General features: G+C 75.9%; 17 protein-coding genes and 1 tRNA gene. 4 read left to right on the top strand and 14 right to left on the bottom strand.

What is annotated here, in order from left to right; genetic code table 11:
• Nucleotides 1-71: 71 nt before the first annotated feature.
• Nucleotides 72-1,430, bottom strand: coding sequence for a hypothetical protein (locus ACFVU3_RS10195; protein ID WP_390065323.1), 1,359 nt, complete (start codon nucleotides 1,428-1,430; stop codon nucleotides 72-74).
• 91 nt (nucleotides 1,431-1,521) lie between these two features.
• The gene (locus tag ACFVU3_RS10190) at nucleotides 1,522-2,031 is read right to left on the bottom strand and encodes a SigE family RNA polymerase sigma factor (RefSeq protein WP_390065321.1); all 510 of its coding nucleotides are present in this window, start codon (nucleotides 2,029-2,031) and stop codon (nucleotides 1,522-1,524) included.
• A gap of 169 nt (nucleotides 2,032-2,200) precedes the next feature.
• On the opposite strand from ACFVU3_RS10190, the gene ACFVU3_RS10185 reads away from it, so the two are divergent.
• Together ACFVU3_RS10185 and ACFVU3_RS10180 are read left to right on the top strand one after the other, a co-directional pair.
• Nucleotides 2,201-2,578, top strand: a complete 378-nt coding sequence (locus ACFVU3_RS10185; protein WP_390065319.1) for a DUF6479 family protein — start codon at nucleotides 2,201-2,203, stop codon at nucleotides 2,576-2,578.
• A gap of 1 nt (nucleotide 2,579) precedes the next feature.
• Nucleotides 2,580-3,350 carry an RNA polymerase subunit sigma-70 gene (locus ACFVU3_RS10180; protein ID WP_390065317.1) on the top strand — a complete coding sequence of 257 codons (771 nt, stop codon included), beginning with the start codon at nucleotides 2,580-2,582 and terminating at the stop codon, nucleotides 3,348-3,350.
• Nucleotides 3,351-3,400: 50 nt separating this feature from the next.
• On the opposite strand, the gene ACFVU3_RS10175 is transcribed toward ACFVU3_RS10180, so the two are convergent.
• The 9 genes from ACFVU3_RS10175 to ACFVU3_RS10135 all read right to left on the bottom strand — a co-directional run bounded on the left by ACFVU3_RS10175 (nucleotide 3,401) and on the right by ACFVU3_RS10135 (nucleotide 13,038).
• Entirely contained in the window at nucleotides 3,401-4,048 is a 648-nt protein-coding gene (locus ACFVU3_RS10175; protein WP_390065467.1) for a pyridoxamine 5'-phosphate oxidase family protein, read from the bottom strand.
• A gap of 139 nt (nucleotides 4,049-4,187) precedes the next feature.
• Nucleotides 4,188-5,102 carry a DMT family transporter gene (locus tag ACFVU3_RS10170; RefSeq protein WP_390065316.1) on the bottom strand — a complete coding sequence of 305 codons (915 nt, stop codon included), beginning with the start codon at nucleotides 5,100-5,102 and terminating at the stop codon, nucleotides 4,188-4,190.
• A gap of 31 nt (nucleotides 5,103-5,133) precedes the next feature.
• A complete protein-coding gene (locus ACFVU3_RS10165; protein WP_390065314.1) occupies nucleotides 5,134-5,631 on the bottom strand; it encodes a YbaK/EbsC family protein in 498 nt (165 codons plus the stop codon).
• A complete protein-coding gene (locus ACFVU3_RS10160; RefSeq protein ID WP_390065465.1) occupies nucleotides 5,628-7,580 on the bottom strand; it encodes a class II fructose-bisphosphate aldolase in 1,953 nt (650 codons plus the stop codon). Before ACFVU3_RS10160 ends, ACFVU3_RS10165 begins: the two co-directional genes overlap by 4 nt.
• A gap of 5 nt (nucleotides 7,581-7,585) precedes the next feature.
• Complete coding sequence (locus ACFVU3_RS10155) at nucleotides 7,586-9,028, bottom strand: hypothetical protein (RefSeq protein ID WP_390065313.1); 1,443 nt, start codon at nucleotides 9,026-9,028, stop codon at nucleotides 7,586-7,588.
• A gap of 681 nt (nucleotides 9,029-9,709) precedes the next feature.
• Nucleotides 9,710-9,783: transfer RNA gene (locus tag ACFVU3_RS10150), tRNA-Thr, on the bottom strand.
• 96 nt (nucleotides 9,784-9,879) lie between these two features.
• On the bottom strand, nucleotides 9,880-11,439 hold the full coding sequence (locus ACFVU3_RS10145; protein WP_390065312.1) for an alpha/beta hydrolase: 1,560 nt from the start codon (nucleotides 11,437-11,439) through the stop codon (nucleotides 9,880-9,882).
• Between the two features lie 68 nt (nucleotides 11,440-11,507).
• The gene (locus tag ACFVU3_RS10140) at nucleotides 11,508-12,710 is read right to left on the bottom strand and encodes a DNA polymerase III subunit delta' (protein ID WP_390065310.1); all 1,203 of its coding nucleotides are present in this window, start codon (nucleotides 12,708-12,710) and stop codon (nucleotides 11,508-11,510) included.
• Between the two features lie 154 nt (nucleotides 12,711-12,864).
• Nucleotides 12,865-13,038, bottom strand: coding sequence for a hypothetical protein (locus tag ACFVU3_RS10135; protein ID WP_390065309.1), 174 nt, complete (start codon nucleotides 13,036-13,038; stop codon nucleotides 12,865-12,867).
• Nucleotides 13,039-13,181: 143 nt separating this feature from the next.
• Here ACFVU3_RS10135 and ACFVU3_RS10130 point away from each other — a divergent pair, with 143 nt between their 5' ends.
• Together ACFVU3_RS10130 and ACFVU3_RS10125 are read left to right on the top strand one after the other, a co-directional pair.
• Nucleotides 13,182-14,381 (top strand): sensor histidine kinase, encoded by a 1,200-nt coding sequence (locus ACFVU3_RS10130; RefSeq protein WP_390065307.1) that lies wholly within the window; start codon nucleotides 13,182-13,184, stop codon nucleotides 14,379-14,381.
• Nucleotides 14,369-15,013, top strand: coding sequence for a LuxR C-terminal-related transcriptional regulator (locus ACFVU3_RS10125; protein WP_390065305.1), 645 nt, complete (start codon nucleotides 14,369-14,371; stop codon nucleotides 15,011-15,013). The genes ACFVU3_RS10130 and ACFVU3_RS10125 overlap by 13 nt, the downstream gene beginning before the upstream one ends.
• 138 nt (nucleotides 15,014-15,151) lie before the next feature.
• Here ACFVU3_RS10125 and ACFVU3_RS10120 read toward each other — a convergent pair whose 3' ends face one another.
• The 3 genes from ACFVU3_RS10120 to tmk all read right to left on the bottom strand — a co-directional run bounded on the left by ACFVU3_RS10120 (nucleotide 15,152) and on the right by tmk (nucleotide 21,845).
• Nucleotides 15,152-17,569, bottom strand: coding sequence for an FtsX-like permease family protein (locus ACFVU3_RS10120; RefSeq protein WP_390065304.1), 2,418 nt, complete (start codon nucleotides 17,567-17,569; stop codon nucleotides 15,152-15,154).
• Nucleotides 17,566-18,393 carry an ABC transporter ATP-binding protein gene (locus tag ACFVU3_RS10115; protein ID WP_390065302.1) on the bottom strand — a complete coding sequence of 276 codons (828 nt, stop codon included), beginning with the start codon at nucleotides 18,391-18,393 and terminating at the stop codon, nucleotides 17,566-17,568. Before ACFVU3_RS10115 ends, ACFVU3_RS10120 begins: the two co-directional genes overlap by 4 nt.
• A gap of 92 nt (nucleotides 18,394-18,485) precedes the next feature.
• Nucleotides 18,486-21,845 (bottom strand): dTMP kinase, encoded by a 3,360-nt coding sequence (tmk, locus tag ACFVU3_RS10110; RefSeq protein ID WP_390065300.1) that lies wholly within the window; start codon nucleotides 21,843-21,845, stop codon nucleotides 18,486-18,488.
• Between the last annotated feature and the right edge of the window lie 32 nt (nucleotides 21,846-21,877).

Genomic DNA, 21,877 nt, shown 5'->3' with positions numbered 1-21,877 from the left:
TCCCCCTTCGGACCGGCAGCTCCCCCGTCGGACCGGCCGCCGTCGGACCTCTCGCCCCCCGGCGGACCCTCCTACTTGGCGGGGATCTTCGCCCACTTCGGGTCGAGGGCGATCGTCTTCAGCTGCTCCAGGGTGAGCGCCGGTTCGGCCCGGGTGGCGGCCTCGTGCTGGGCGCCGGTGTTGAAGGCGGAGACGACGACGCGGAAGCCGCTCTTCGTCAGGGTGTCGGCGGTCCACCACACGACGCCCTCGCCGCCCTTCTCGCCGGGCTGCCGCGTGAGCTTCACCTTGCGCCCGTCGGGCAGGGTGGTGACGTCGCCGGAGCGGAAGAGCTGGTCGGCGACGCCGCCCATGCCGTACTGGACGTTGACCTGGACGAGGCTCTTGCCCTTGCCGTCGTCGACGACGACGAACGCGAACTCGCCCTCGCCGCCCTTGTCGGTGACCCGGAGCCCCTTGGGCAGCAGGGCGCGCAGGGTGGCGGAGACGCCGTCGCCGGCGATCTGCGGCGGCGCCTTGCGGACCTTGCCCGGCGTTCCGGGCTGTCCGGCCTGTCCGGGCGGGGCGGCCTTGCCGGGCCGGGCGGGCGCGGTGGGCAGCGGCGGGATCCGCTCCAGGAGGGGCCGCCACGCCTCGGCGGTGACGAGCGCCTTCAGCTGGGCGGCGGTGAGGGGAGGGTTGTCGCGGGTGATCGGGCCGCCCTTCTCGGCGGGCGCGTTGTACTCGCTCGCGTCGACCAGGAAGCCGTCCCCGGTGAGCAGCACGGCCCGCCAGTTCTTGGTCTCCTCGCGCTTGTCCGGGTACTCGTACCCCTGGAAGACCATCCAGCGGGAGCCGTCGGAGAGCCGTCCGGTGTCGCAGCCGTCGTGGGGGACGTACGCCCGCTCGGGGCAGGTCACCATGTCGACGCCCGCGTCGGGGGCGCGGCCGGCCCGGCTGAGGGAGACGCCGACCGCGGCCTCGCCCTCGCCGTCGTCGTAGATGCCGCTGATGGCCTGGCCGACGCCGCTCTCGTCGTTGAACCGCCATTGTCCGGCGGGGGTGTTGGCCCTGATGACGTCCGCGATCTCGGAGAGCGGGATCTCGGCCTCGCCGGGCTTCAGGGAGTCGGAGGCCGGTTCCCCGCTCTGTTCGGCGGTGGGTGACGGGCTGGTCTTCTGGGGCGCCGCGACGGACGCCTTGTCCGGTGCTCCGGCGGGGGTGACGACGGTGCCGGCGTAGACGCCGCCGACGCCGACGGCGGCGAGCGCGAGGGCCCCGCCGGTCACGGCGAGCCGGCGGCGGAGCAGCCGGCGGCGGCCGCGGGCGAGACCGCCGGAGACCAGTTCGGTCCGGCCGTCGAGGGCGAAGCTCTCTCCGGTGGAGCGGAGGGCGGAGCCGAGTTCGCCGGCGAACCCGGCCTCGGGGTCGTGGTGTTCGTTCTGGGACATGACGAGATCACCGTCTCTGCTTCGGAAGTACGGGTGAAGGGGCGGGCGTCGGCGGACGCCCGGGACGTGGGCCCGGTGCGCGGGCGGTCGCTCAGCGGCCGGCGAACTCGGCGATGCTGCCGCCGAGCCGCTGCCGCAGCTTGCCGAGCGCGCGCGTGGAGCGGGTGCGGACGGCCGCGGAGCTGGTGTGCAGGGCGTCGGCGGTCTCCTCGACGCTGCGGTCCTCCCAGTAGCGCAGCACCACGACCGCCCGGTCCTTCGGGGGCAGTGCGGCGAGTGCGTCGAGGAGGGCGATCCGCAGCAGCGGGTCGCTGCCGTCGTCCGGGGTGTGGTCGGGCAGTTCGCCCAGCGGGCGCTCGGTCGCGGAGCGCCGCCGCTGGTGGCTGAGGAACGTGCGGACGAGGACGGTCTGGGCGTACGCGGCGGGGTTGCCGATCCGGGACACCCGTCCCCAGAGGGCGTACATCTTGCCCAGCGTCTCCTGGGTGAGGTCCTCGGCGAGGTGGATGTCCCCGCTGGTCAGCAGACAGGCCGAGCGGAACAGCTGGCCCGTGCGCGCCGAGGCGAACTCCAGGAACTCGTTCGCGCGGGGCGTTCTCATGCCCCTCCTCTCCCTGGCGGTCGCGAGTGGTCACGAGCGGTCGCCCTGTGCGACCGCTCCCCTCGCCGTGGTGCCGTACATCCCTTCGACGCGGCGGGAGCGGGGAAATGTTTCATCGAACTCGCCCGCAAACGCATCCGAAGAAGCGGAATCGGGTAATCCTGTTGGTATGAACACTCTCAGCGCAGAGATCCTGGCCGCTGGGGTCTGGCAGTCAGGACTGGGACAAGTCATCGGCGGCCTCGTTCTCGTCGCCGTCCTGATCACGGCCTTCTGGTTCGGTTACCGGGTCCGCACCCGGGAGCCCCGTCCACCGCAGCCCGAGGAACAACCGCACCGCCCCGACACCGGGGCGCTCCCCGGTGAGATGTCGGAGTACCGCCGGCCGAACGAGATGCCCCACACCGACGGCGAGCACCGGCTCATGCCGTACCAGCTCAAGGACGGCGGGACCGCCGACACCGAGCCGCAGACCGAGGAGAAGCGCAAGTGGGGCGGCATCTCCAGCGGCGGCTTCGGCAGTGGAGGCACCGGACACGGCGACTGACGTGCACACCACCCCGCCCGCCCGGCTGCGGGCCATGGCCCACGGCCTGCTCGGCTCCGCCCCCGAGGCGGCCCGCGCGGTACGGACCACGGAACGCGTCCTCGCCTCGTACGGCCCCGGCCCCGGCGCGCGCCGGGGCCCCGGGCCCGTCCCCGATCCGGGCCCGTCGCCCGAGGCCGTCCTGGCCCGGGTCTGCCTCGGCCGGCTCCGGGCCCGCGAGGCCCGCCGCACCGACCCGTGGGACCCCTGGTCGGACCCGCCCGACTCCCCCGTCCTGACCCCGGCGGAGCGGCTCGTCCTCGTCCTCCACGACCGCTTCGGCGTCCCGTACGACGACCTCGCCCTCGCCCTGGAGCGCGGCCCGGCGGCGGTCCGCCAGATCGGTGCCCGCGCGCGGGCCCGGGCCCGCGGCGCCGAGGAGATGCCCGCACCCGATCCGGTCCGCCTCCGGGCGGCCGTCGACGCGGTCCTCGCCGCGGCGCGGAACGGCGACACGGCGGCCCTGCGCGCCCTGCTCGACCCGGACGCCGTCCTGCGGGCCGACACCGGAGCCGTACGCGGCGGGGTCAGGCCCGCGCACGGCGCCCCCGCGGTCGCCCGGGTCCTCGCGGCCCGCGCGGCGGTGGCCCGGCCCGTCCTGGTGGACGGGGCGCCCGGCCTCGTCGCCGCCCCGGACGCCGTCTACCGCTTCACGGCCCCGGCCGGCCCGATCACCTCGATCGACGTCCTGGCGGACCCGCCGCACCTCTCCCGCCTGGCGATCACGAACTAGGCCGCTCTTCCGGATCAGGCCGGGCTTCCGGATCAGGCCGCTCTTCCGGATCAGGCCGGGCTTCCGTCCGCCCCGTCCGTCCGCCGGCCTGCCCGGTCCGCGATGTGCCCGGGCACGGCGGCGGCCAGCCCGGCCGGCAGCGCCGGGTCGGGGACGGGCGTGCCGAACGTGGTCACCACCGGCAGCACCCCCGCCCACAGGCCCAGCTCCGCGTCCTCGGAGTCGCCGTCGTCCGGCGGCCCGCCGCGGGTCTTCACCGACGCCTCGGTGAGGTCGAGCGCCAGCAGCGCGGTGGCCGCCAGCTCCTTGCGGCTGGGCCGGCGCACGTACTCCCACTGGCCCGGGCTGCTCTGCTCGGTCAGCGCCCGCAGGCCCCGCAGCTTCTCCTCCGGGTCGGTCACCAGCTCGGGAACGCCGTAGACCATGGCGCACCGGTAGTTCACCCCGTGCTCGAACACCGACCGGGCCAGCACCAGCCCGTCCACGTGCGTCACCGTCACGCAGACCGTGCTCTCCGGCGCCTGCACCAGGCTCCGGCTCGCCACCGAGCCGTGCACGTACAGCCGGTCCCCGTCGACGCCGTACGCGGTCGGCACCACCATCGGCACCCCGTCCACGGTCACCCCGAGATGGCACAGCCACCCGGCCGCGAGCACGGCGTCCAGATCCGCCCGCCGGTACGACCCCTTCTCCCGCATCCGCCGCAACCGCGTCCGCCCGGTCACGGCCAGCTCGCTCTCGCTCACGCTTCCCCCTGCTCCACCCAAGGGTCCCGGTCAGGCCCGGGACCTCAGCCGTACCGATCCAACCATCCCCGGCCGTACGGCCGTTCCGGCCTCAGCCGCGCCCGGCCCCGACGGGGACCGGGGCCGCCCGGCGGGGCGTGCCGTGCGCCGCCATGATCCCGGCGATGACCAGCACCGCGCCCAGCGGCTGGTTCCAGGCCGGCCGCTCGCCCAGCAGGAGCACACCGGCCGTGACCCCGACGACCGGGGTGAGGTAGGTGACCGCGGAGGCGTTCACCGCGCCCCACGCCTGGACGATGTTGTTGTTCCACAGGTAGGCGAGGCCGGTGCTCAGCGCGCCCAGCGCCACCATCGACAGCGTGATCGGCGCGTCCAGGCGCGGCGCCGGTTCCGCGATCCACGGCGTGGCCAGCAGCATGACGGCCGCGCCGATGGTCACCTGCACGAACGCGACGCTCACCGCCGGCAGCCCCAGCGGCGTGACGTACCGGCGCAGATAGACGAAGGCGACGCCGTAGCAGGCGGTGGCGCCCAGACAGGCGAGCTGGGCCAGGAGCCGGTCGCCTCCCCCGCCGGTCAGGCCCCCCGGGCCGATCAGCACCAGGACCCCCGCGAAGCCGGTGAGCAGGCCCGCCGTCCGGCGCCGGTCGAGCCGCTCGTCCGCCAGGGCGACCGCGCCGACCGCGAGGGTCAGCAGCGGGGTGGTGGCGTTGAGGATGCTCGCCATGCCGGAGTCGAGGTGCTGCTCCGCCCAGGAGAAGAGCAGGAAGGGCACGACGCACAGCAGCGCGGACACGACGGACAGCCGCAGCCAGAGTCCGGGATCCCGGGGGATCCGGCTGCGCGTCACCGCCATGACGCCGCAGAGCGCCAGCGCGCCCAGCACCAGCCGCCCCCACACCACCTGGGCGGGCGTCAGCCCCTCCAGCGCGACCTTGATGAACAGGAAGCTCGAACCCCACGCGCATGCCAGCGCGACGAACTGAGCCCCGATGCGCAGCCGCAAGCCGACGCCCTCCCCTTCTCCCGTGCCGCTTCTACTCCGCGGCGGCCGGGGCCGCCGGCGCCGCGATGGACGCCACCGCGGGCGCCACGATCCGTACGTAGTCCTCCGTGGCCATGACCACCGACCGGTCGAGCCGCCCCGCGTTGAAGGCGATCTCCTCGTGGGACGCCAGGAACTCCGCGTCCACGACGACGGGCAGCTCCCCGGAGAGCGACAGCGGCGGGATGGCGCCGACGACGCAGCCGGTGAGCCGCTCGGCCAGGTCCGACGGGGCGAAGCCGCCCTTCCTGCCCTCCACCGCCGCGACGACCTTCTTCAGGTCCGCGCGCCGGTCGCCCGCCAGCACCGCCAGCACCGCGGGCGACTCGATCCCCTTCACCCGGCACACGAGCGCCTTCGCGCCCTGCGACACCGTCGTGCCGCGCACCGCGGCCACCTCCTCGGAGCGCCCTTCGGCGGGGTGCTCGACCACGCGGAAGCGGGCCTCCTCGCGGGCGAGGAGCTCGACGATCTGCTCAAAGGGACTCAACTGCGGCCTCCCAGGGCCTCTCGGGGCGTGCGGTCGCGGAGCGGGGCCGCGTAGCGCCGCTCCAGCCGGCTGACGAAGGTGTCCACGAAGGACGGCGGCGCATGGGTCCACGACCGCCAGTCCCGTGTCGCCTCCGCAAGGTACGACATGCGCCGTACGTGCTTCCAAGTTCCGTCACCCGTCGGTGCGTTGCCCTCCACGCCGAGGTCGACGGGGAGATGGGCGCCGAGCGCCTCCAGATAGTCGGTGTAGACGCCGCTGCCGAAGTTGACGCGGGCGACCCCGTGCGCCGACAGGGCGGCCAGGTCCACCCGCGAGATCGAGCTGCCGCCGTGCACCACCAGGGCGCGGCCGGTGCCCGCCAGCGTGCCCGTGAGGGCCTGGACGAGGCCGTGGTCGACCGCCGCGTACCGGTGCTCGCGCGCCGGCTCGGTGGCGAAGACCTCGTCCCACAGCTCCGTCTTGCGCCGGGTCTTGGCCAGCCGCCGCTCCAGCCACTCCCGCTCCAGGAGGTCGACCAGCGGCCGCTGGAACACCGGGACGCGGGCCCGCGTCTCGCGGAACACGGCGTCCAGCCGCGGCCCCGCGTCCGGCCCCTCCCCCTCCGTCGTGGCCCGGCGGGCCAGCGCGGCCACCAGCCGGTGCTCGGCCGAGTAGCCGGGAAGCCCGGAGTCCGTCAGGCCCTTCTCGACGCGGGCGCACGCCTCGGCGAAGGCGTGCAGGTCGTCACCGGTGGCCCGGGCGTCCATGAGACCGACCTCGGCCAGCGACCGGCGGGTGGTGGCGAAGCCGTAGTCGAAGCTGTGGAACTGGCCCACGTGCGCCCCGACCAGGTCGAGGTCGGTGTTCTCGACGAACCGGGCGAAGTCGCTCGTGGTCGTCTTGTTCCACTTGCGCAGCCCGGCCCCGTCGATGGAGCCGATCTCGCCCTCGACCAGGACGCCGTAGCGCCGGGCCAGTTCGGTGGCCGCGTTGGTGAAGAGCACGTTCTGGTGGAGGGTGCGCCCGGAGCCGTCGACCATCACCGAGTCGAAGCCGGCCTCGCAGGCGGCCTGGATCACCTCGTAGTCGTCCGCGTGGTCGAGGTGCAGCAACAGGCGCGAGCCGACGACCGTGTTGAGCCGGTCGACGTCCTGCCGGAGCGCGCGGAAGACCTCGGCGACGGCCGGGGCGGGCCCCCGGCCCACGCTGTCCGCGACGAACAACAGGGCTTCCTGCGGCGAGATCTCGCAGTACACCTCCCGTCCGGTGCGCGCCGACAGCAGGGCGTACGGCAGCAGCATGGACGGGTGCTTCACGTTGAAGTTCGGCACCGCCCCGGCCCAGCGGGCGGGGGGCGCGACCGCCTCCCCGGCGGCCGGCCGGACGGGCCGCCGGTTGCGCAGCTCCCAGTGGTACTCGTGCCGGACCCGCTGCACCTCGGCGAGGAAGTCGGGCAGGTCCGTGTCGCCGGGCGACAGGGTCCGCACCAGCGGGCCGAGGGCACGCGGGTCGAGCGCCCGGCGGTCCTCGACCATGAAGACCACGCCGAGCAGCGGGTCGTCGCGCCGCAGCGCCTCGGTGCGGCGGGCCGCCCAGCCCATCGCGGCCAGGCCGCTGACCGGCAGCTCCTCGCACACGAACGCCACCGACTGGGCGGCGAGCGTGTCGAGCACCCGCTCGCACGACAGCCGCTCGTCGGCGATGACGGTCCGCAGCCCGAGCCGTTCGAGGAGCGGCCGGGCCCACCGGGTGTGCCAGACCTCGGCGCCGATCACGACGTGCGGGGCGTCGGCGCGGCGCGGCTGCACGGCGGCCCCCGGAACCCCCGGCGGCAGCGGCGCCCGGGGCGCCGGCCGGCCGGGCGGCGCCGCGCCGGACCCGGCGGACCCGGCCTCCAGGTCCTCCGGGACGGTCAGGTCCTCCGCCGTCTCCAGGCCCTCCGCCGTCCCCAGGTCCTCCGGGGTCACGGTGCTCAACGGAACACCTCGCCCAGGAGGCGGGCCGCGGCCGGCGAGTCGACGTGGGCGTCGAAGGAGTAGGCGAGCCGGTCCAGGCCGTGGTGCTGGAGCAGGTCGGCGACCTCGGCGCGGACGGCCGTGGGCTCGGCGCGGCGCAGCACCACCTTCGCCACCAGCCGGGCCACCTCGCGCATCTCCGCCTCGCGCAGCCCGCGCCGGGTCATCGCCTGGACGCCGAGCCGGAGGCCGTGCAGGCCGTTGGCGCCCGGCACCTCGATGTTGGTGGTGCGGATGCCGGCGTGCGCGAGGTCGCCCAGGGACAGGCGCAGCGCGTCGGCGGCGGACCCCGTGATGATGTGCACCTGATGGGTCTCGGTGAAGCCGAAGGACTCTCCGGAGACGCGGACGCCCTCCTCGTGCAGGGCGTGCGCGAGGGCCTTGGCGTTGGCGACGATCTGGCGCGCGTAGTCGTGGCCGTAGAGGGCGATCTCGGAGAGGGCCACGTACATGGGGGCGATCAGTTCGGCGTGGGAGTTGCTCTGCATCTGCGGGCAGACCCAGTCGGAGACCGCCCTGAGCTTCGGGTGGTCGGCGTCCCGGAAGGCGATGTACGCCTTCTGCGGCCCGGCGATGGTCTTGTGCGTGTTGCCGTGCACGGCGTCCGCGCCGAGCAGCGTCGGCTGGGGCAGCGCCCCGCCCGCGATCAGGGCGCCGTCGTGGCTGGCGTCGTAGGCGAGGAAGACGCCCTCGGGCAGCGCGGCCCTGATCTGGGCCAGCGGCTGCCAGCGCAGCTTGAACGACTGGTCGAGGATGACGAGCTTGATCTCCGGGTGCTCGGCGCAGAGCGTGGCCAGCCGGTCGACGTCGATGAGCAGGGTCCGCTCGACCATCGGCAGGTGGTACGTGTTGACGCCGGCCGCGGCGGCCAGCGACTCCAGCGCGAAGTGTCCGCCGTCCTTGTGCGCGAAGTGCACGAAGCCGTCGCCGCGCCCGCAGGTGCCGAGCAGGACGGCCTGTTCGGCGACGGAGCCGCCGTTGGGGCGCCAGTCGAAGGTGGCCGCCTCGAAGAGCTGCCGGCCGATCCCGGTCAGCTTCCCCACCAGGGACGCGTTCGCGCCGGAGTCGGGGAAGGCCCACTCGCCCGCCTCGGCCGGGTACGGCGGGGCGAACTCGTAGAAGCCGCCCTGCAGTCCGCTGCCGAGCATCCGGACGAGCTTGCTCGGGTAGTTCTCGCTGGCGGTGAGGCTCAGGTGCTGCTCGCGGTAGGTGTTGTCGAGCACGAAGTCCGAGGCGAGCCGCTCCAGCAGCTGGGCCACCCGGTCGTCGGGCCACGCCTGGCCGAGCACGCCTCCGGCAGCCTCCGAGGCGTCCTCGACGATCCCCTCGGCCTCCGCCGTCGCCGCCCGTGCTTCCTCGTCGGTCAGGCCGATACCGCGGTCTTGTTCTGCCACACGCATGAGACAACCCCCGTTGCATGTCGAATGAACCAAAAAGAAAAAGACGCCGGAAAGGGGCGGAGTCGGCACCACCGCACGACGCTGTGCGGGGCCGCGGGCCGGAACGAGCCGGCTCTCCGCCGGTCGGACTCTTTCTGTGAGCCCCCCGGGGCCTCGGACTACCGAGGCATCCACATGCCAATGGCGCAGAATATATACAAGGAAGATCAACACCGCCCGCCAGGATCCGGCCATTCCGCTCTCCGGCGCACCTGCGGCAAACCCGTCCCACTCGCGGTAAATTCGTTCCAGGAAGGCGGAAAAGGGGCAAGGGCCACCGGGACCAGCGCCTCACCAGCCGGGATGGCTCCCCAGAACCCCGCAATCCGACACGTACGGACCCTCCGCAAAACGCGCCGCGCCACACAGCCGCCCTGACTCGAATTCGACCGGCCGAACGCCGATTTCCGGCCGCACTCATCATGCGCAGAATTCGGCGTCTCACATTCTGGTATCGGACGCCTCGCACGGTCGAATATCGGACGGTCACCCACCGCCGAATCCGCGGACTTTTACAGGGAATTAACAGCGGTCCGCGAATGGATAAATCCGCGCAGGACCGGATCCGCCCTTTTGCGCTGAAAGGCCCCGGAAACAACAGAGAAGGCCGGATCGGACATCGTCCGATCCGGCCTTCCTCTGAGCCGCCTTCGGGATTCGAACCCGAGACCTACGCATTACGAGTGCGTTGCTCTGGCCAACTGAGCTAAGGCGGCACACTGTGCGACACCATGGTGGGTGCAGCAGCGTCGCCAAGTCTACACAGTTTCCGGGGGTGCTCCGACCAGGGTCGGAGCGGGCGCCCGCGGGGGCTATGAGCAGCGCTTTCCCTCCGCGGGCGGGGTGCCTTCCAGGAGGTAGGTGTTGACCGCGGTGTCGACGCAGTCGCTGCCCCGGCCGTACGCCGTGTGCCCGTCGCCCTCGTAGGTGAGGAGGGTGCCGGAGGAGAGCTGGTCCGCGAGGGACTCGGCCCACTTGTAGGGGGTGGCGGGGTCGCGGGTGGTGCCGACGACCAGGATCGGGGCGGCGCCCTCGGCGGTGATGCGGTGCGGGCGGCCGGTGGCCGGCGCGGGCCAGTAGGTGCAGTTGAGGGCGGCCCAGGCGAGGCCCGTGCCGAAGACCGGGGACGCCTTGTCGAAGGACGGGGCGGCCCGCAGCGCGCCGTCCGGGTCCTGGTAGGCGGGGGGCAGGTCGAGGCAGTTCACGGCGGCGTTGGCGAACATGAGGTTCGCGTACGAGCCGTCCGGCTCCCGCTCGTAGTAGCTGTCGGCGAGCGCCAGGAGCGTCGAGCCCTCGCCGCCGATCGCCCGGGTCAGGGCCTCCCGCAGCTGCGGCCAGGCGCCCTCGTCGTACATGGCCGCGATGACGCCGGTGGTCGCCAGGGACTCCCCGAGCGCGCGGTCCTCGCCGGTGGGGACGGGCCGGGCGTCCGTGGCGCGGAAGAACGCCCGCAGCGCCTTCCCGGCCTCCGCGACCGAGCCGGTGCCGAGCGGGCAGTCGGGCAGGGCGACGCAGTCGGCGGCGAACGCGGTGAAGGCGGTCTCGAAGCCGGCCGTCTGGTCCCGGTTGAGGTCGAGCGCCGAGAGGGACGGGTCCATCGCCCCGTCGAGGACGAGCCGGCCGACCCGTCCGGGGAACAGCTCGGCGTAGGTGGCGCCGAGGAAGGTGCCGTACGAGGCGCCGACGTAGTGCAGCTTCTCGTCGCCCAGCACCGCCCGCAGGATGTCCATGTCCCGGGCCGTCTCCACCGTGGAGACGTGCGGCAGGACCGTCCCGCTGCGCTTCTCGCACCCCGCCGCGAACCGCTTGAACGAGGCGGTCAGCGCGTCGACCTCCGCCGTGTCGTCCGGCGTCTGGTCGATCTGGGTGTACGTGTCCATCTCGGGGCCCGTCAGACAGGCGACCGGCTCGCTGCGGCCGACGCCGCGCGGGTCGACGGCCACCATGTCGTAGCGGGCCCGCACCGGCTCCGGGTAGGCGATGCCGGCGTACCCCTGGAGGTAGTCGACGGCCGAGCCGCCCGGCCCGCCCGGGTTGACGAGCAGGGAGCCGATCCGCTTCCCGGGACCGCTCGCCCGCACCCGGGAGACGGCCAGCTCGACCTCGGGCCCGTCCGGCTTCGCGTAGTCGAGCGGGGCGCGCAGCGTCGCGCACTGGAAGCCCTCGACGCCGCACTCACGCCACTTCGGCCGCTGCCCGTAGTACTTCCTCAGCGCCTCGGGCGAGGGCGCGGGCGAGGCGGCCGGCCGCGCGGAGGCGACCCCCTGCCCGGCGGGGGCGGCCGCGTCGCTCCCTCCCGTACAGCCGGAGAGGATCAGTCCGGCGGCGGCGAGCGCCGTGGCGGAGGTGCGGAGGAGACGCCTGGAGTCCATGACCGGAGCGTATCCGGACGAGTACGGACCGTGTCCAATCGCGCGGCGGGGCCCTCCGCGCCCCGGGCTCAGTCGCGCAGCGCCATCGCCATCGCCTCCACCGCGAGCAGCGGAGCCACGTTCCGGTCGAGGGCCTCGCGGCAGGCGAGGATCGCCTCCACGCGGCGCAGGGTCCGCTCCGGGCCGGTGGCGCGGGCGATCCGCTCCACCGCGTCCCGCACGTCCTCGTTGGCGAGCGCCGAGCGGGTGCCCAGCTGGAGCGTCAGCACGTCGCGGTAGAAGCCGGTCAGATCGGTGAGGGCGAGGTCCAGGCTGTCGAGCTGGGTCCGCCGGCCGCGGCGCTTCTGCTTCTCCTCCAGCTCCTTCATCATCCCGGCCGTGCCGCGCGGCATGCGGCCGCCCTGCACGGCGCCGAGGGCCGCCTTCAGCTCCTCGGTCTCCTTGGCGTCGACCTCCTCGGCGACCTGCTTCGCGTCCTCCGCCGCCGCGTCCACCAGCTCCTGGGCGGCCCTGAGGCAGCCGCCGATGTCCGCCACCCGCAGCGGCAGCTTCAGGACGACGGCGCGGCGGGCGCGGGCCCGCTCGTCCGTGGCGAGCCGCCGGGCCCGGTCGACGTGGCCCTGGGTGGCCCGGGCCGCCGCGTGGGCGACCTCCGGCTCGATGCCGTCGCGCCGGATCAGCACGTCGGCCACGGCCTCGACCGGCGGGGTCCGCAGGGTCAGGTGGCGGCAGCGGGAGCGGATCGTCGGCAGGACGTCCTCGACCGAGGGGGCGCAGAGCAGCCACACCGTCCGCGGGGCGGGCTCCTCGACGGCCTTCAGGACGGCGTTGGCCGACTTCTCGTTGAGCCGCTCGGCGTCGGTGACGAGGATGATCTGCCACCGGCCGTTGGCCGGCGAGGTGAAGGACTTGCGGACGGTGTCGCGCATGTCCTTGACGAGGATCTCCGTGCCGACGGCGGAGACCGTCGTCACGTCGGCGTGGGTGCCGACCAGCACGGTGTGGCACCCGGTGCAGAAACCGCAGCCCGGTGCCCCGCCGAGCGCCCGGTCGGGGCTCACGCACTGGAGGGCCGCCGCGAACGCCCGCGCGGCGTCCACCCGGCCCGCTCCGGGCGGTCCGGTGAAGAGCCAGGCGTGCGTCATCTTCGACGCCTCGGGGGCGGGCTCGCCGGCGGCCTGGGCGGTGACCAGCGCGTCGGCGTCCCGCGCGGCGGCGGCGAGCTGCTCCTCGACCCGCTCCTGTCCGACCAGGTCGTCCCATACGGCCATGTCTGCCCCTCCTGAAGGTACGTCCTCCATTGTGGGGCAGGCGTCCGACAACCCGGGCCGACCCCGGAGTCCGGCCACGGTCCCGGCCGGGTTCCGACCACCCGGCCCGGGCCCGCCCGGCGTCCGGCCCCGGCCCGCGGGCCCCTCCGGACCGTCAGGCGTCGGCCCGGGGCCGGGTGAACCACAGGCCGGCCGCCGAGGCGAACAGGACGACGCCGGTGCCGACGCTCCCGGCGACCCGGAGTCCGCCGGTCCAGCCGGCGACGGTGCTGATGGCGACGTTGGCCAGGACGCTCACGGTGAGCAGCAGCCAGAGCAGGGCCCTCATGGGGTGTCTCCTCGATGCGGTGGGTTCCGGTGACGCCTCGATCCTCCGGCGTACGCCGCCCGCGCACAGCGGAGCCCGCACCCGGACCCATGGTGTAGCCCGCTCCACCGTCCCCCTCGGCTCCGCCGCCTACGCTGGGCCCCATGCGCGAGGCGATCAGGGAAGCGGGCCGGGCGTGGCTCCAGTTGACGATCGGGGCCGCGATCTCCCTCCTCTGCTATCTGATGGTGGGGGTCGTCCTCTTCACCGCCTTCCTCACCCTCACGGTGATCGGCGCGGGCGTGCTCCCCGAGAGCGTGCTGCTGCTGCGCCGGCTCGCCGGCTGGGAGCGGCGCCGCACGGCCGCGTGGACCGGCACTCCCGTGCCGGAGGCGTACCTGCCGCTCGAAGGCCCCCTCCCCGCGCGCGTGCGGACCGCCGTCGACGACCCCGGGACCCGGCGGGACCTGCTGTGGGCCGCCGCGCAGCTCCTCTACGGAAGCGTCCTCTGGTACGTCTCGCTGCCGCTCATGGTGGCCGCGACCGTGGTCGACGGGGTGTGGACGGGGCTCGCCGGGCGGCCGCCGGTCGCGCTGCCGCTCGTGGGGCGGCTCGCCGATCTGGCCGCCACGGTGTCCCGGGAGCTGCTCACGCCCGTCCCGTCGGCGGCCCGGGACGCCGCGCTCGCGGCCCGCATCGAGCAGCTGACGGCCACCCGGGCCGGCGCGGTCGCGGCGCACGGCGCCGAGCTGCGCCGGATCGAGCGCGACCTGCACGACGGCGCGCAGGCCCGGCTCGTGGCGCTCTCCATGCGGATCGGGCTGGCGCGCCGGGCCTACGACTCCGATCCCGCGGCCGCGCGGAAGCTGCTCGACGACGCCCAGGAGCAGGCCGAGGAGGCGCTGGCCGAGCTCCGGCACGTGGTGCGCGGCATCCATCCGCCGATCCTCACCGACCGCGGCCTGACGGGGGCGGTCCGGGCGCTCGCCGCGAGCAGCGGCCTGGAGGTGGACGTCACGGTGGCCGACCTCGCCGACGGGCCGGACGCCGACGGCCCCCGGGCGCCCGCCGCCGTCGAGGCCGCCGCCTACTTCGCCGTCGCCGAGGCCCTCACCAACGCCGCCAAGCACGGCGGCACCGACCGCGCCTCCGTCCTCCTGCGCCGCGAACGGGCGGGCCTCCGCGTCCGCGTCCGGGACGAGGGCGGCGGCGGCGCCGAGGAGGCGGAGCGGGCCGCCGGGGGCGGCGGCTCCGGACTGCTGGGCCTGCGCCGCCGGGTGGCGGCGCTCGACGGGACCGTCCTGCTGACCAGCCCCCTCGGGGGCCCGACCGTGATCGAAGTGGAGCTTCCGTGCGTGTGGTGATCGCCGAGGACAACGCCCTCCTCCGGGAGGGCCTGGTCCTGTTGCTGACCTCGGCCGGGCACGAGGTCGCCGGGGTGGCGACGGCCGGCCCCGAGGTCCTTCCGCTGCTCCTGGAGCACCGGCCGGACGTGGCCGTGCTCGACGTGCGGATGCCGCCGGGCTTCCGCGACGAGGGGCTGCGGGCGGCGCTCGCGGCCCGCGCCGAGCTGCCGGGGCTGCCGGTCCTCGTCCTGTCGCAGTACGTGGAGGAGACGTACGCGGCCGAGCTCCTCGGCGACGGGGCGCGGGGCGTCGGCTATCTGCTCAAGGACCGGGTGGGGCGGGTGGACGAGTTCCTGGACGCGCTGGAGCGGGTGGCGGCCGGCGGCACGGCCCTCGACCCGGAGGTCGTCAGGGAGCTCCTGGCCCGGCGCCGCGACGACCCGCTGGACTCGCTGACCCCGCGCGAGCGGGAGGTCCTGGAGCTGATGGCGCAGGGGCTCGACAACGGCACGATCGCCCGCTCGCTGGTGGTGACCGAGCGGGCCGTGCACAAGCACATCGGCAACGTCTTCGCGAAGCTCGGCCTGCCGCCGAACGACAGCGGCGGCCACCGCCGGGTCCTCGCCGTGCTCGCCTACCTCGACGCGTAGCCGGTACGGCCCCGGCGTACCGGCTCACGGCCGGCGCGCCGCCCCCGCCGGCCCCCTCCCGCCGGCCCCCCGCTCGGCCGCGCGTCCGGTCAGCCGGTCCGTCCGCTCAACCGGCCCGCCGCTCAGCCGCCCCGCCGCTCAGCCGGTCCGTCCGCCGGCGCGGTGGGACCCGAACACGCCCGCCACCACCGTCACGGCCACCGTCCCCGCGATCAGGGCCGCCTGGACGGGCGGCAGGTACGGCGGCCCGCCGGTGTGGGCCCAGGAGAGGGCGGCCAGCGGGAGCGCCGCCACCACGAGCCCGAGGAGCAGGCCGACGGCGGTCAGGAAGCCGGCCTCCAGGCCGAGCATCCGGCGCAGCTGTCCGGCCGACGCGCCGACCTGGCGCAGCAGTTCCAGCTCGCCGCGGCGCCCCGTGCCGATCAGGGCGAGGCTGCTCAGGACGGACAGGACGGTGAGCGCGCCGATCGCGCCGACGACGCCCGCGGCGACGACGCCGTTGAGTTCGGCCCCGGGCGGCACCACGCGCTCGGGGGGCACCGCCCGCCCCTGCCCTCCCGTCGTCCTGGCGAGGACCCTCGCCGGGTACGGATCGGTCATGTGCGGGGCGAGTCCGGCCTTCGGGAGGAGGAACTCGCCGAGCGCGAGCGACCGTTCGTAGACGGCGACGACCCGCAGGTCCTTCTCGGCGCCGTCGCCGAGCCGCAGCCGTACGGTCGAACCGGGGCGCAGGTCAAGGGAGTCGGCCCGGTCCGCGCCCACGGCCACCGTGCCGGGCCCGGTGAGTCCGGCGAGGTCGCCGGCGACGACGCCGGGGTCGAGGACCCCCTCCAGCCCGTCCGCGTCCACGCCGAGCACGGGGAGGCGGTCGAGGCGCGGCGTACCGGCCTCCTCGCGGGCCAGCACGACCGTGGAGCGCAGCACGTCGGTCGCCGCGGTCACGCCGGGCCGCAGCCGCACCCGCTCGGCCGTCGTGCCGGAGACCGCGAGGTTCGCGGTGGTCGCCGCCCGCGCCTGGGCGGCGCCGGCCCGTTCCATGGTGGCGCCCGCGGTGAGCTGGACGAGGGCGAAGGCGGTGACCAGGACGACCGGGGTGAGGGCGGCGCCCAGGCGCCGCGAGCGGGCGGCGGCACCGGCGGCGGCGAGCCGCCCAGGCGCACCGCCGAGCCGCCGGAACGGCCGGTCCAGGACCCGCATCGCGCCCCGCGCGAGCCACGGCCCGAGCAGCGCGCACCCGGAGACGAGCGTCACGGTGGCCGCTCCCGCCGCGACGCCGGCGGCCTCGCCGCCCTGGAGCGTGGCCGTTCCGGCCGAGCCCACGCCGAGCACGAGCAGCACGAGCCCCGCCACCCGCCGGGCCCGCCCGGGACCCGACGGCGCCCGGCCCGGACGGCCGGCCCCGAAGGCCACGACGAGCCGGGCGAGTCCGGTCACCAGCAGGGCGGTGACGAGCGGTGCCGCGAACAGCCAGAACGGAGTGGCGAGTTCGAGCCCCTCGGCCGCCGCGCCGGGCCGGGCGCGCAGCGCCGCCCACAGCGCCAGGAACGCGGGTACGGCCCCGAGCGCGCCGAGCACCGCCGCCGCGCCCGCCACCCGGACCACCTCCCGGCCGGCCGCGGCCCGCACCTGACGGGGCGTCGCGCCGACGGCGAGCAGCAGCTCCCGCTCGGCGGCGCGCTGCTGGAGCGCCTGCGCGACGAGCGAGGCGAGGACCAGGACGGAGACGAGGACGACGGCGCCGGAGACGGCACCGAGGAGCTCCAGGAGCGCGGACCGGGCGGGCCGCGCGCCGAGGTGTTCGGCGTCTCCGCGCCCGTCGCCGGTCAGGGCGCGGAGCGGCAGGCCGGAAGCGGTGTCCGTGAGCCCGGCGGAGTCGAGGGCCGCCCGCACGCGCGCGTGGAGGGTGTCCACCGGGACGCCGGGCGCGGCGACGACGCCGACGGCGTCGATCTCCCCGGGGTGCCCCGCACGCTTCCGGGCCTCCGCCTCGGTGACGTACACGGCGGCGGGCCCCTCGGCGACCCCGACGACCCGGAATCCGCCCGTCCGGTCCCCCGTCCGGAGCCCCAGACCCGCGCCCACGACGGCCTCGTCGTCCCGCCGGGGCCCGCGGCCCTCGGTCAGGGCGTACGGGGCGAGGGCGGCGGCGGCCCAGGAACGGCCGGGACGGGTGAGCGGCGGGCCCTCCGGGTCCGTGCCCGGCTCCCGTACGGCGAAGGTGTGGTCCGGGACCGCCGCGCGGACCCCCGGGACCGCGCGCACCGCGGCGGCGGCCGCTTCCGGGATCCGTACCCGTTCGGTCAGGCCCGCGGTGGCGGTCCTGGGTTCGCTGCCCCAGGGCGTGGCCGTCCAGCGGACCTCCTGGTCTCCCGTGACGACCACGGCGGCGCCCGCGTACCGCTCCACGCGCGCGTGCCCGAGCGCGGTCGAGCCGAGGGCGAGGGCGAGGGCGCCGAGCAGGACGGAGGTGACGGCGACGGCGGCGAAGACGGCCGCCCACGCTCCGCGGTGGGTCCGCAGGGAGCGGGCGGCGAGGAGGCGCACGGCCGGGTTCACCGCGTCACCGCCGCCGGGCGCGCGACGGCGGCAGCGGCGGCGCCGGTCCCGGGGACCGGGCCGGTCCCGTCGCCGAGGCCGGTGAGCACGCGGCGGACGCGGGCCTCGTCCGGCCGGTCGAGGTGGCCGGCGAGCCGGCCGCGGTCCAGGAAGACGGCCTCGTCGGCCCAGGCCGCCGCCACCGGGTCGTGGGTGACGAGGACGACGGTCCGGCCGCGCGCGTCGACCGCGTGCCGCAGCAGGGCGAGCACCTCGCCCGCCGTGACCGGGTCGAGCGCGGCGGTCGGCTCGTCGGCGAAGACGACCGCGGGATCGGTGAGCAGGGCGCGGGCGACGGCGACCCTCTGCCGCTGGCCCCCGGAGAGGTTCCCGGGCCGGTCCTCGGCCCGGTCGGCGAGGCCCACGGCGGCGAGCCCGTCCAGGGCGCGGGCGTCGGTCGCCCGGTCGTCGCGGGCCCCGGCGAGCAGCAGGGGGAGGGCGACGTTCTCGCGCACGTTCAGGGCGGAGACGAGGTTGAGCGACTGGAAGACGAAGCCGATCCGGTCGCGCCGGAGCCGGGTGAGGGCGGCGGTCTTCAGGCGGGCGAGGTCGGTGCCCCCGATCCGTACCGTGCCCGCCGTCGGCCGTTCGAGGCCCGCCGCGCACCGCAGCAGGGTGGACTTGCCGGATCCGGAGCGGCCCATCACGGCCACGAACCTGCCGGGCGCCACGGTGAGGCTCACCCCGTCGAGCGCGGGGAGCGCCCCGGCGCCCCGCCCGTACGTCCGGCTGACCCGGTCCAGGACGAGCGCGCTCCCGTCGTCCGCCACTGCTGTCGTCGTCATGCCGACCACGCTAGGCAGCCGCGGGCCGCGGAGGGAGGGAGCGGGCTGCCCGGCCGGTGGTGGAGCAGGCTCCACCACCGGCCGGGCCGGTGTCACGGGCGGCGGCCCCGGCCGCCGGTCGCGTCGCCGTCCCCGGCTCCGTCCTCGTCCTCGTATCCGCCGAACAGCTCGTCCGCGAGGGTCGGCAGGTCGTCCAGCGGGGTCTCCTCGGCCCAGTCGGAGCGGCGGCGCGGCCGGCCCTGCTCGTCGAGCTGCGGCAGCTCGCGGGTGACGTCGTTCGCCCCCGCGCCGGCCTCCGGCTCGTCGCGGAAGAAGTCGCTCGGCACCCGGTCGACCGGATCGGCCCGCCGCTCGTCCCGCACCCGCGGCAGCACCGCGGTCTCGTCCGGGGCGGTGTCCCGCACCGGCGGCAGCACGGCGGTCTCGTCGGCCGCGCGGTCGCGCACCTGCGGCAGGATCGCGGTCTCGGCCTCGCGGCGCGGGTCCTCCGGCCGGACGACCGGGGTCGCCACGGTGACCTCGTCCGGCGAGACGGCCGGGGCGTCGCCGCCCGCCGCCGGGGCCGTACCGGAGTCCTTGGCGAGCTTCACGACCGGCGTCTGGACGGTGACCTCGGCGGCCGACGCCTCGGCCGCCCGGCGCTCGGCCTCGGCCCTCTCCCGGGCCGCCTTCTCGGCCGCCGCGCGCTCGGCCGCGGCCTTCTCCCGCGCGGCCCTCTCCGCCGCCGCGCGCTGGGCGGCGGCCCTGGACGCGGCCTCGGCGGCCGCCTTCTCCGCGGCCGCCTTCGCGGCCTGTTCGGCGGCGAGCTTCTCCGCCGCGGCGGCGGCCTCCTCGGCCGCCTTGGCGGCGGCGGCCGCCGCCGCGAGCCGGCGGGCCTCCTCCGCGCGGAGCAGGGCCTCCTCGGCCTTGCGCTGCTTCTCCTGGCGGAGCGCCTCGGCCTCGGCGCGGAGCCGGGCCTCCTCCTCGGCCTGCTTGCGGAGTCGTTCCTCCTCCTCGCGGCGGGCCTTCTCCTCGGCCGCGCGCCGGCGGGCCTCCTCCTCGGCGGCGATCCGGGCCTCCTCGGCCTTCCGCCGGGCCTCCTCCGCCTGCCGCTCGGCCTCCAGCCGGCGGGCCTCCTCCTCCTCGCGCCGCTTGCGCTCCTCCTCCTCGGCGCGCAGCTTGGCGAGCTGTGCCTGGCGCTCGCGCTCCAGGCGCTCCTCCTCGGCCTTGCGGGCGGCCTCTTCCTCGGCCTTCCGCCGGGCCTCCTCCTCGGCCTTCCTGCGGGCCTCCTCGGCGGCCTTCACCTCGGCCTCGGAGAGGGGCAGCATCCGGTCGAGCCGGTGGCGTACGACGGTGGTGACGGCCTCGGGCTCCTGGCCGGCGTCGACGACGAGGTAGCGGCTCGGGTCGGCGGCGGCGAGGGCGAGGAAACCGGCCCGCACGCGCGCGTGGAACTCCGGCGGCTCCGACTCCAGCCGGTCCGGCGCCTCGGTGAACCGCTCCCGGGCGGTCTCCGGGGAGACGTCGAGGAGGACGGTCAGGTGGGGTACGAGGCCGCCGGTCGCCCAGCGGGAGATGCGGGCGATCTCGGTCGGCGACAGGTCCCGGCCGGCGCCCTGGTAGGCGACGGACGAGTCGATGTACCGGTCGGTGATGACGATGGCGCCCCGCTCCAGGGCGGGCCGGACCAGCGAGTCGACGTGCTCGGCGCGGTCGGCGGCGTAGAGCAGCGCCTCCGCCCGGTTGGACAGGCCGGCCGAGGAGACGTCGAGCAGGATCGAGCGGAGCCGCTTGCCGATGGGGGTGGCGCCGGGCTCGCGGGTGACGACGACCTCGTGGCCCTTGGCGCGGATCCAGTCGGCGAGCGCCTGGACCTGGGTGGACTTGCCGGCGCCGTCGCCGCCCTCCAGGGCGATGAAGAAGCCGGTGGCGGAGGGCGCCTGGGCCGGGTCGGCGCCGCGCAGCGCGTCGCGCAGGTCGCGGCGGAGCGGCACGCCCGCGCGGTCGTCGGTCTTCGCGAGGACGAGCGCGGCGACGGGCAGCAGCAGCGCGCCGACGAGGGCGAGGGTGAAAGCGGCGCCGCCGTGGTCGAAGACGAACTTCCCGGAGTCGGAGACGAAGCGGTGCGGGCCGATCGCGGCGGCCAGCAGCGGCGCGGCGAGCGCGCCGACGGCGATGCCCACGCGCGCGGTCGCCTGGAGGTGCGCGGTGGTGCGCTCCCGGCGCGGCTCCTCGGTCTCCTGGTCGATGAGGACGTGCCCGGTGTTGGCGGCGACGCCGGCGGCGTACCCGGCGAGGACGGCGAGGAGGAGCACGGTCGCGGTGTCGGGCACGAGGCCGACGGCGATCAGGGCGACGCCGGTGACGGTGACGGCGAGGGCGAGCAGCCGGCGCCGGGAGAGCACCGGAAGCACGGAGCGGGCGGTGCGGATGCCGACGGCGGTGCCGCCGCTGAGCGCGAGCACCAGCAGGGCGTAGGTGACGGGGCCGCCGTCGAGGTCGAAGGCGTGCAGGGCGGCGAGCGAGGCGGCGGCGCCGATGGCGCCGGCGACGGTGGCGCAGGCCAGGACGAGCAGCGGTACGGCTCCGGTGCGGCCCTTCTCGGCGGCGGGGCGGCGCAGCCCCTCCAGCGGCGAGCGGGGGCGCGGGGTGCGTCCGCCGGGCAGGGTCATCGCGGCGAGGACGCTGGCGGAGGCGGCGAAGAGGCCGGCGGCGACGTAGGCGCCGAGGGCGGCCTGGTGGAGCGAGAACCATTCGATGCCGGAGCCCAGCAGGTTGCCGACGAGGGTGGCGGCGAGCAGGACGGCGGCGGCGGCCGGGACGGCGAGGAAACCGGTGCGCTGGGTGAGCGTGCGCAGGGCGCCGAGGTGGTCGGGGAGCGGCCGGACGGCGTCGCCCTCGACGGGCGCGGCGGGCAGCAGGGCCGGGGCGGCGCCGTCGCGGCAGACGGCCCACAGGCGCTCGGCGGCGCCGGTGAGGAAGACGGTGCCGAGCAGGAACCACAGGGCGCTGCCGGGGGTCCAGTCGATCCACAGGGGCGCGATGACGAGCAGCGCGATCCGCAGCCCGTCGGCGCCGAGCATGGTCCACCGCCGGTCGAGGGCCGCGCCGGGGGCCGTCCAGGTGGTGAGCGGGCCGAGCAGGACGGCGCCGAAGAGGACGGTGGCGAGCAGCCGGGCGCCGACGACGGCGGTCACCGCGAAGGCGGCGCCCCGGTAGCCGCCGCCGAAGGCGCCCTCGGTCACGGCGGCCTGGAGGCCGAGCAGGACGAGGACGAGGAGGGCGAGGGCGTCGCCGACCCCGCCGACGACCTGGGCGCTCCACAGCCGTCGCAGTGGCTGATGGCGTACGAGGGCCCGAACGGCACGCTCCCGGGAGTCCGCGACGAGGGCCGCGTCGGAGACGGGGGCGGCGCCGGGGGCGGGTGCGGCTTCGGAGTCGCCCAGAAGCTCTGGCTGCTCTGCTCGCGTCATCCGTCCACCCTATCCGGACGGCCTTGCTCACC

Source organism: Streptomyces sp. NPDC058052 (genome assembly GCF_042885515.1).
In the GTDB taxonomy this organism is placed as follows: domain Bacteria; phylum Actinomycetota; class Actinomycetes; order Streptomycetales; family Streptomycetaceae; genus Streptomyces.
This window is presented reverse-complemented; position numbering and strand designations above follow the sequence as displayed.

Excerpts from the sequence above, each read along its gene's own strand:
- ACFVU3_RS10185 (WP_390065319.1), top strand. The coding sequence starts at position 2,201 with ATGAACACTCTCAGCGCAGAGATCCTGGCCGCTGGGGTCTGGCAGTCA.
- ACFVU3_RS10130 (WP_390065307.1), top strand. The coding sequence starts at position 13,182 with ATGCGCGAGGCGATCAGGGAAGCGGGCCGGGCGTGGCTCCAGTTGACG.
- ACFVU3_RS10195 (WP_390065323.1), bottom strand. The coding sequence starts at position 1,430 with ATGTCCCAGAACGAACACCACGACCCCGAGGCCGGGTTCGCCGGCGAA.
- ACFVU3_RS10135 (WP_390065309.1), bottom strand. The coding sequence starts at position 13,038 with ATGAGGGCCCTGCTCTGGCTGCTGCTCACCGTGAGCGTCCTGGCCAAC.
- ACFVU3_RS10140 (WP_390065310.1), bottom strand. The coding sequence starts at position 12,710 with ATGGCCGTATGGGACGACCTGGTCGGACAGGAGCGGGTCGAGGAGCAG.
- tmk (WP_390065300.1), bottom strand. The coding sequence starts at position 21,845 with ATGACGCGAGCAGAGCAGCCAGAGCTTCTGGGCGACTCCGAAGCCGCA.
- ACFVU3_RS10115 (WP_390065302.1), bottom strand. The coding sequence starts at position 18,393 with ATGACGACGACAGCAGTGGCGGACGACGGGAGCGCGCTCGTCCTGGAC.
- ACFVU3_RS10145 (WP_390065312.1), bottom strand. The coding sequence starts at position 11,439 with ATGGACTCCAGGCGTCTCCTCCGCACCTCCGCCACGGCGCTCGCCGCC.
- ACFVU3_RS10190 (WP_390065321.1), bottom strand. The coding sequence starts at position 2,031 with ATGAGAACGCCCCGCGCGAACGAGTTCCTGGAGTTCGCCTCGGCGCGC.
- ACFVU3_RS10155 (WP_390065313.1), bottom strand. The coding sequence starts at position 9,028 with ATGCGTGTGGCAGAACAAGACCGCGGTATCGGCCTGACCGACGAGGAA.
- ACFVU3_RS10175 (WP_390065467.1), bottom strand. The coding sequence starts at position 4,048 with ATGCGGGAGAAGGGGTCGTACCGGCGGGCGGATCTGGACGCCGTGCTC.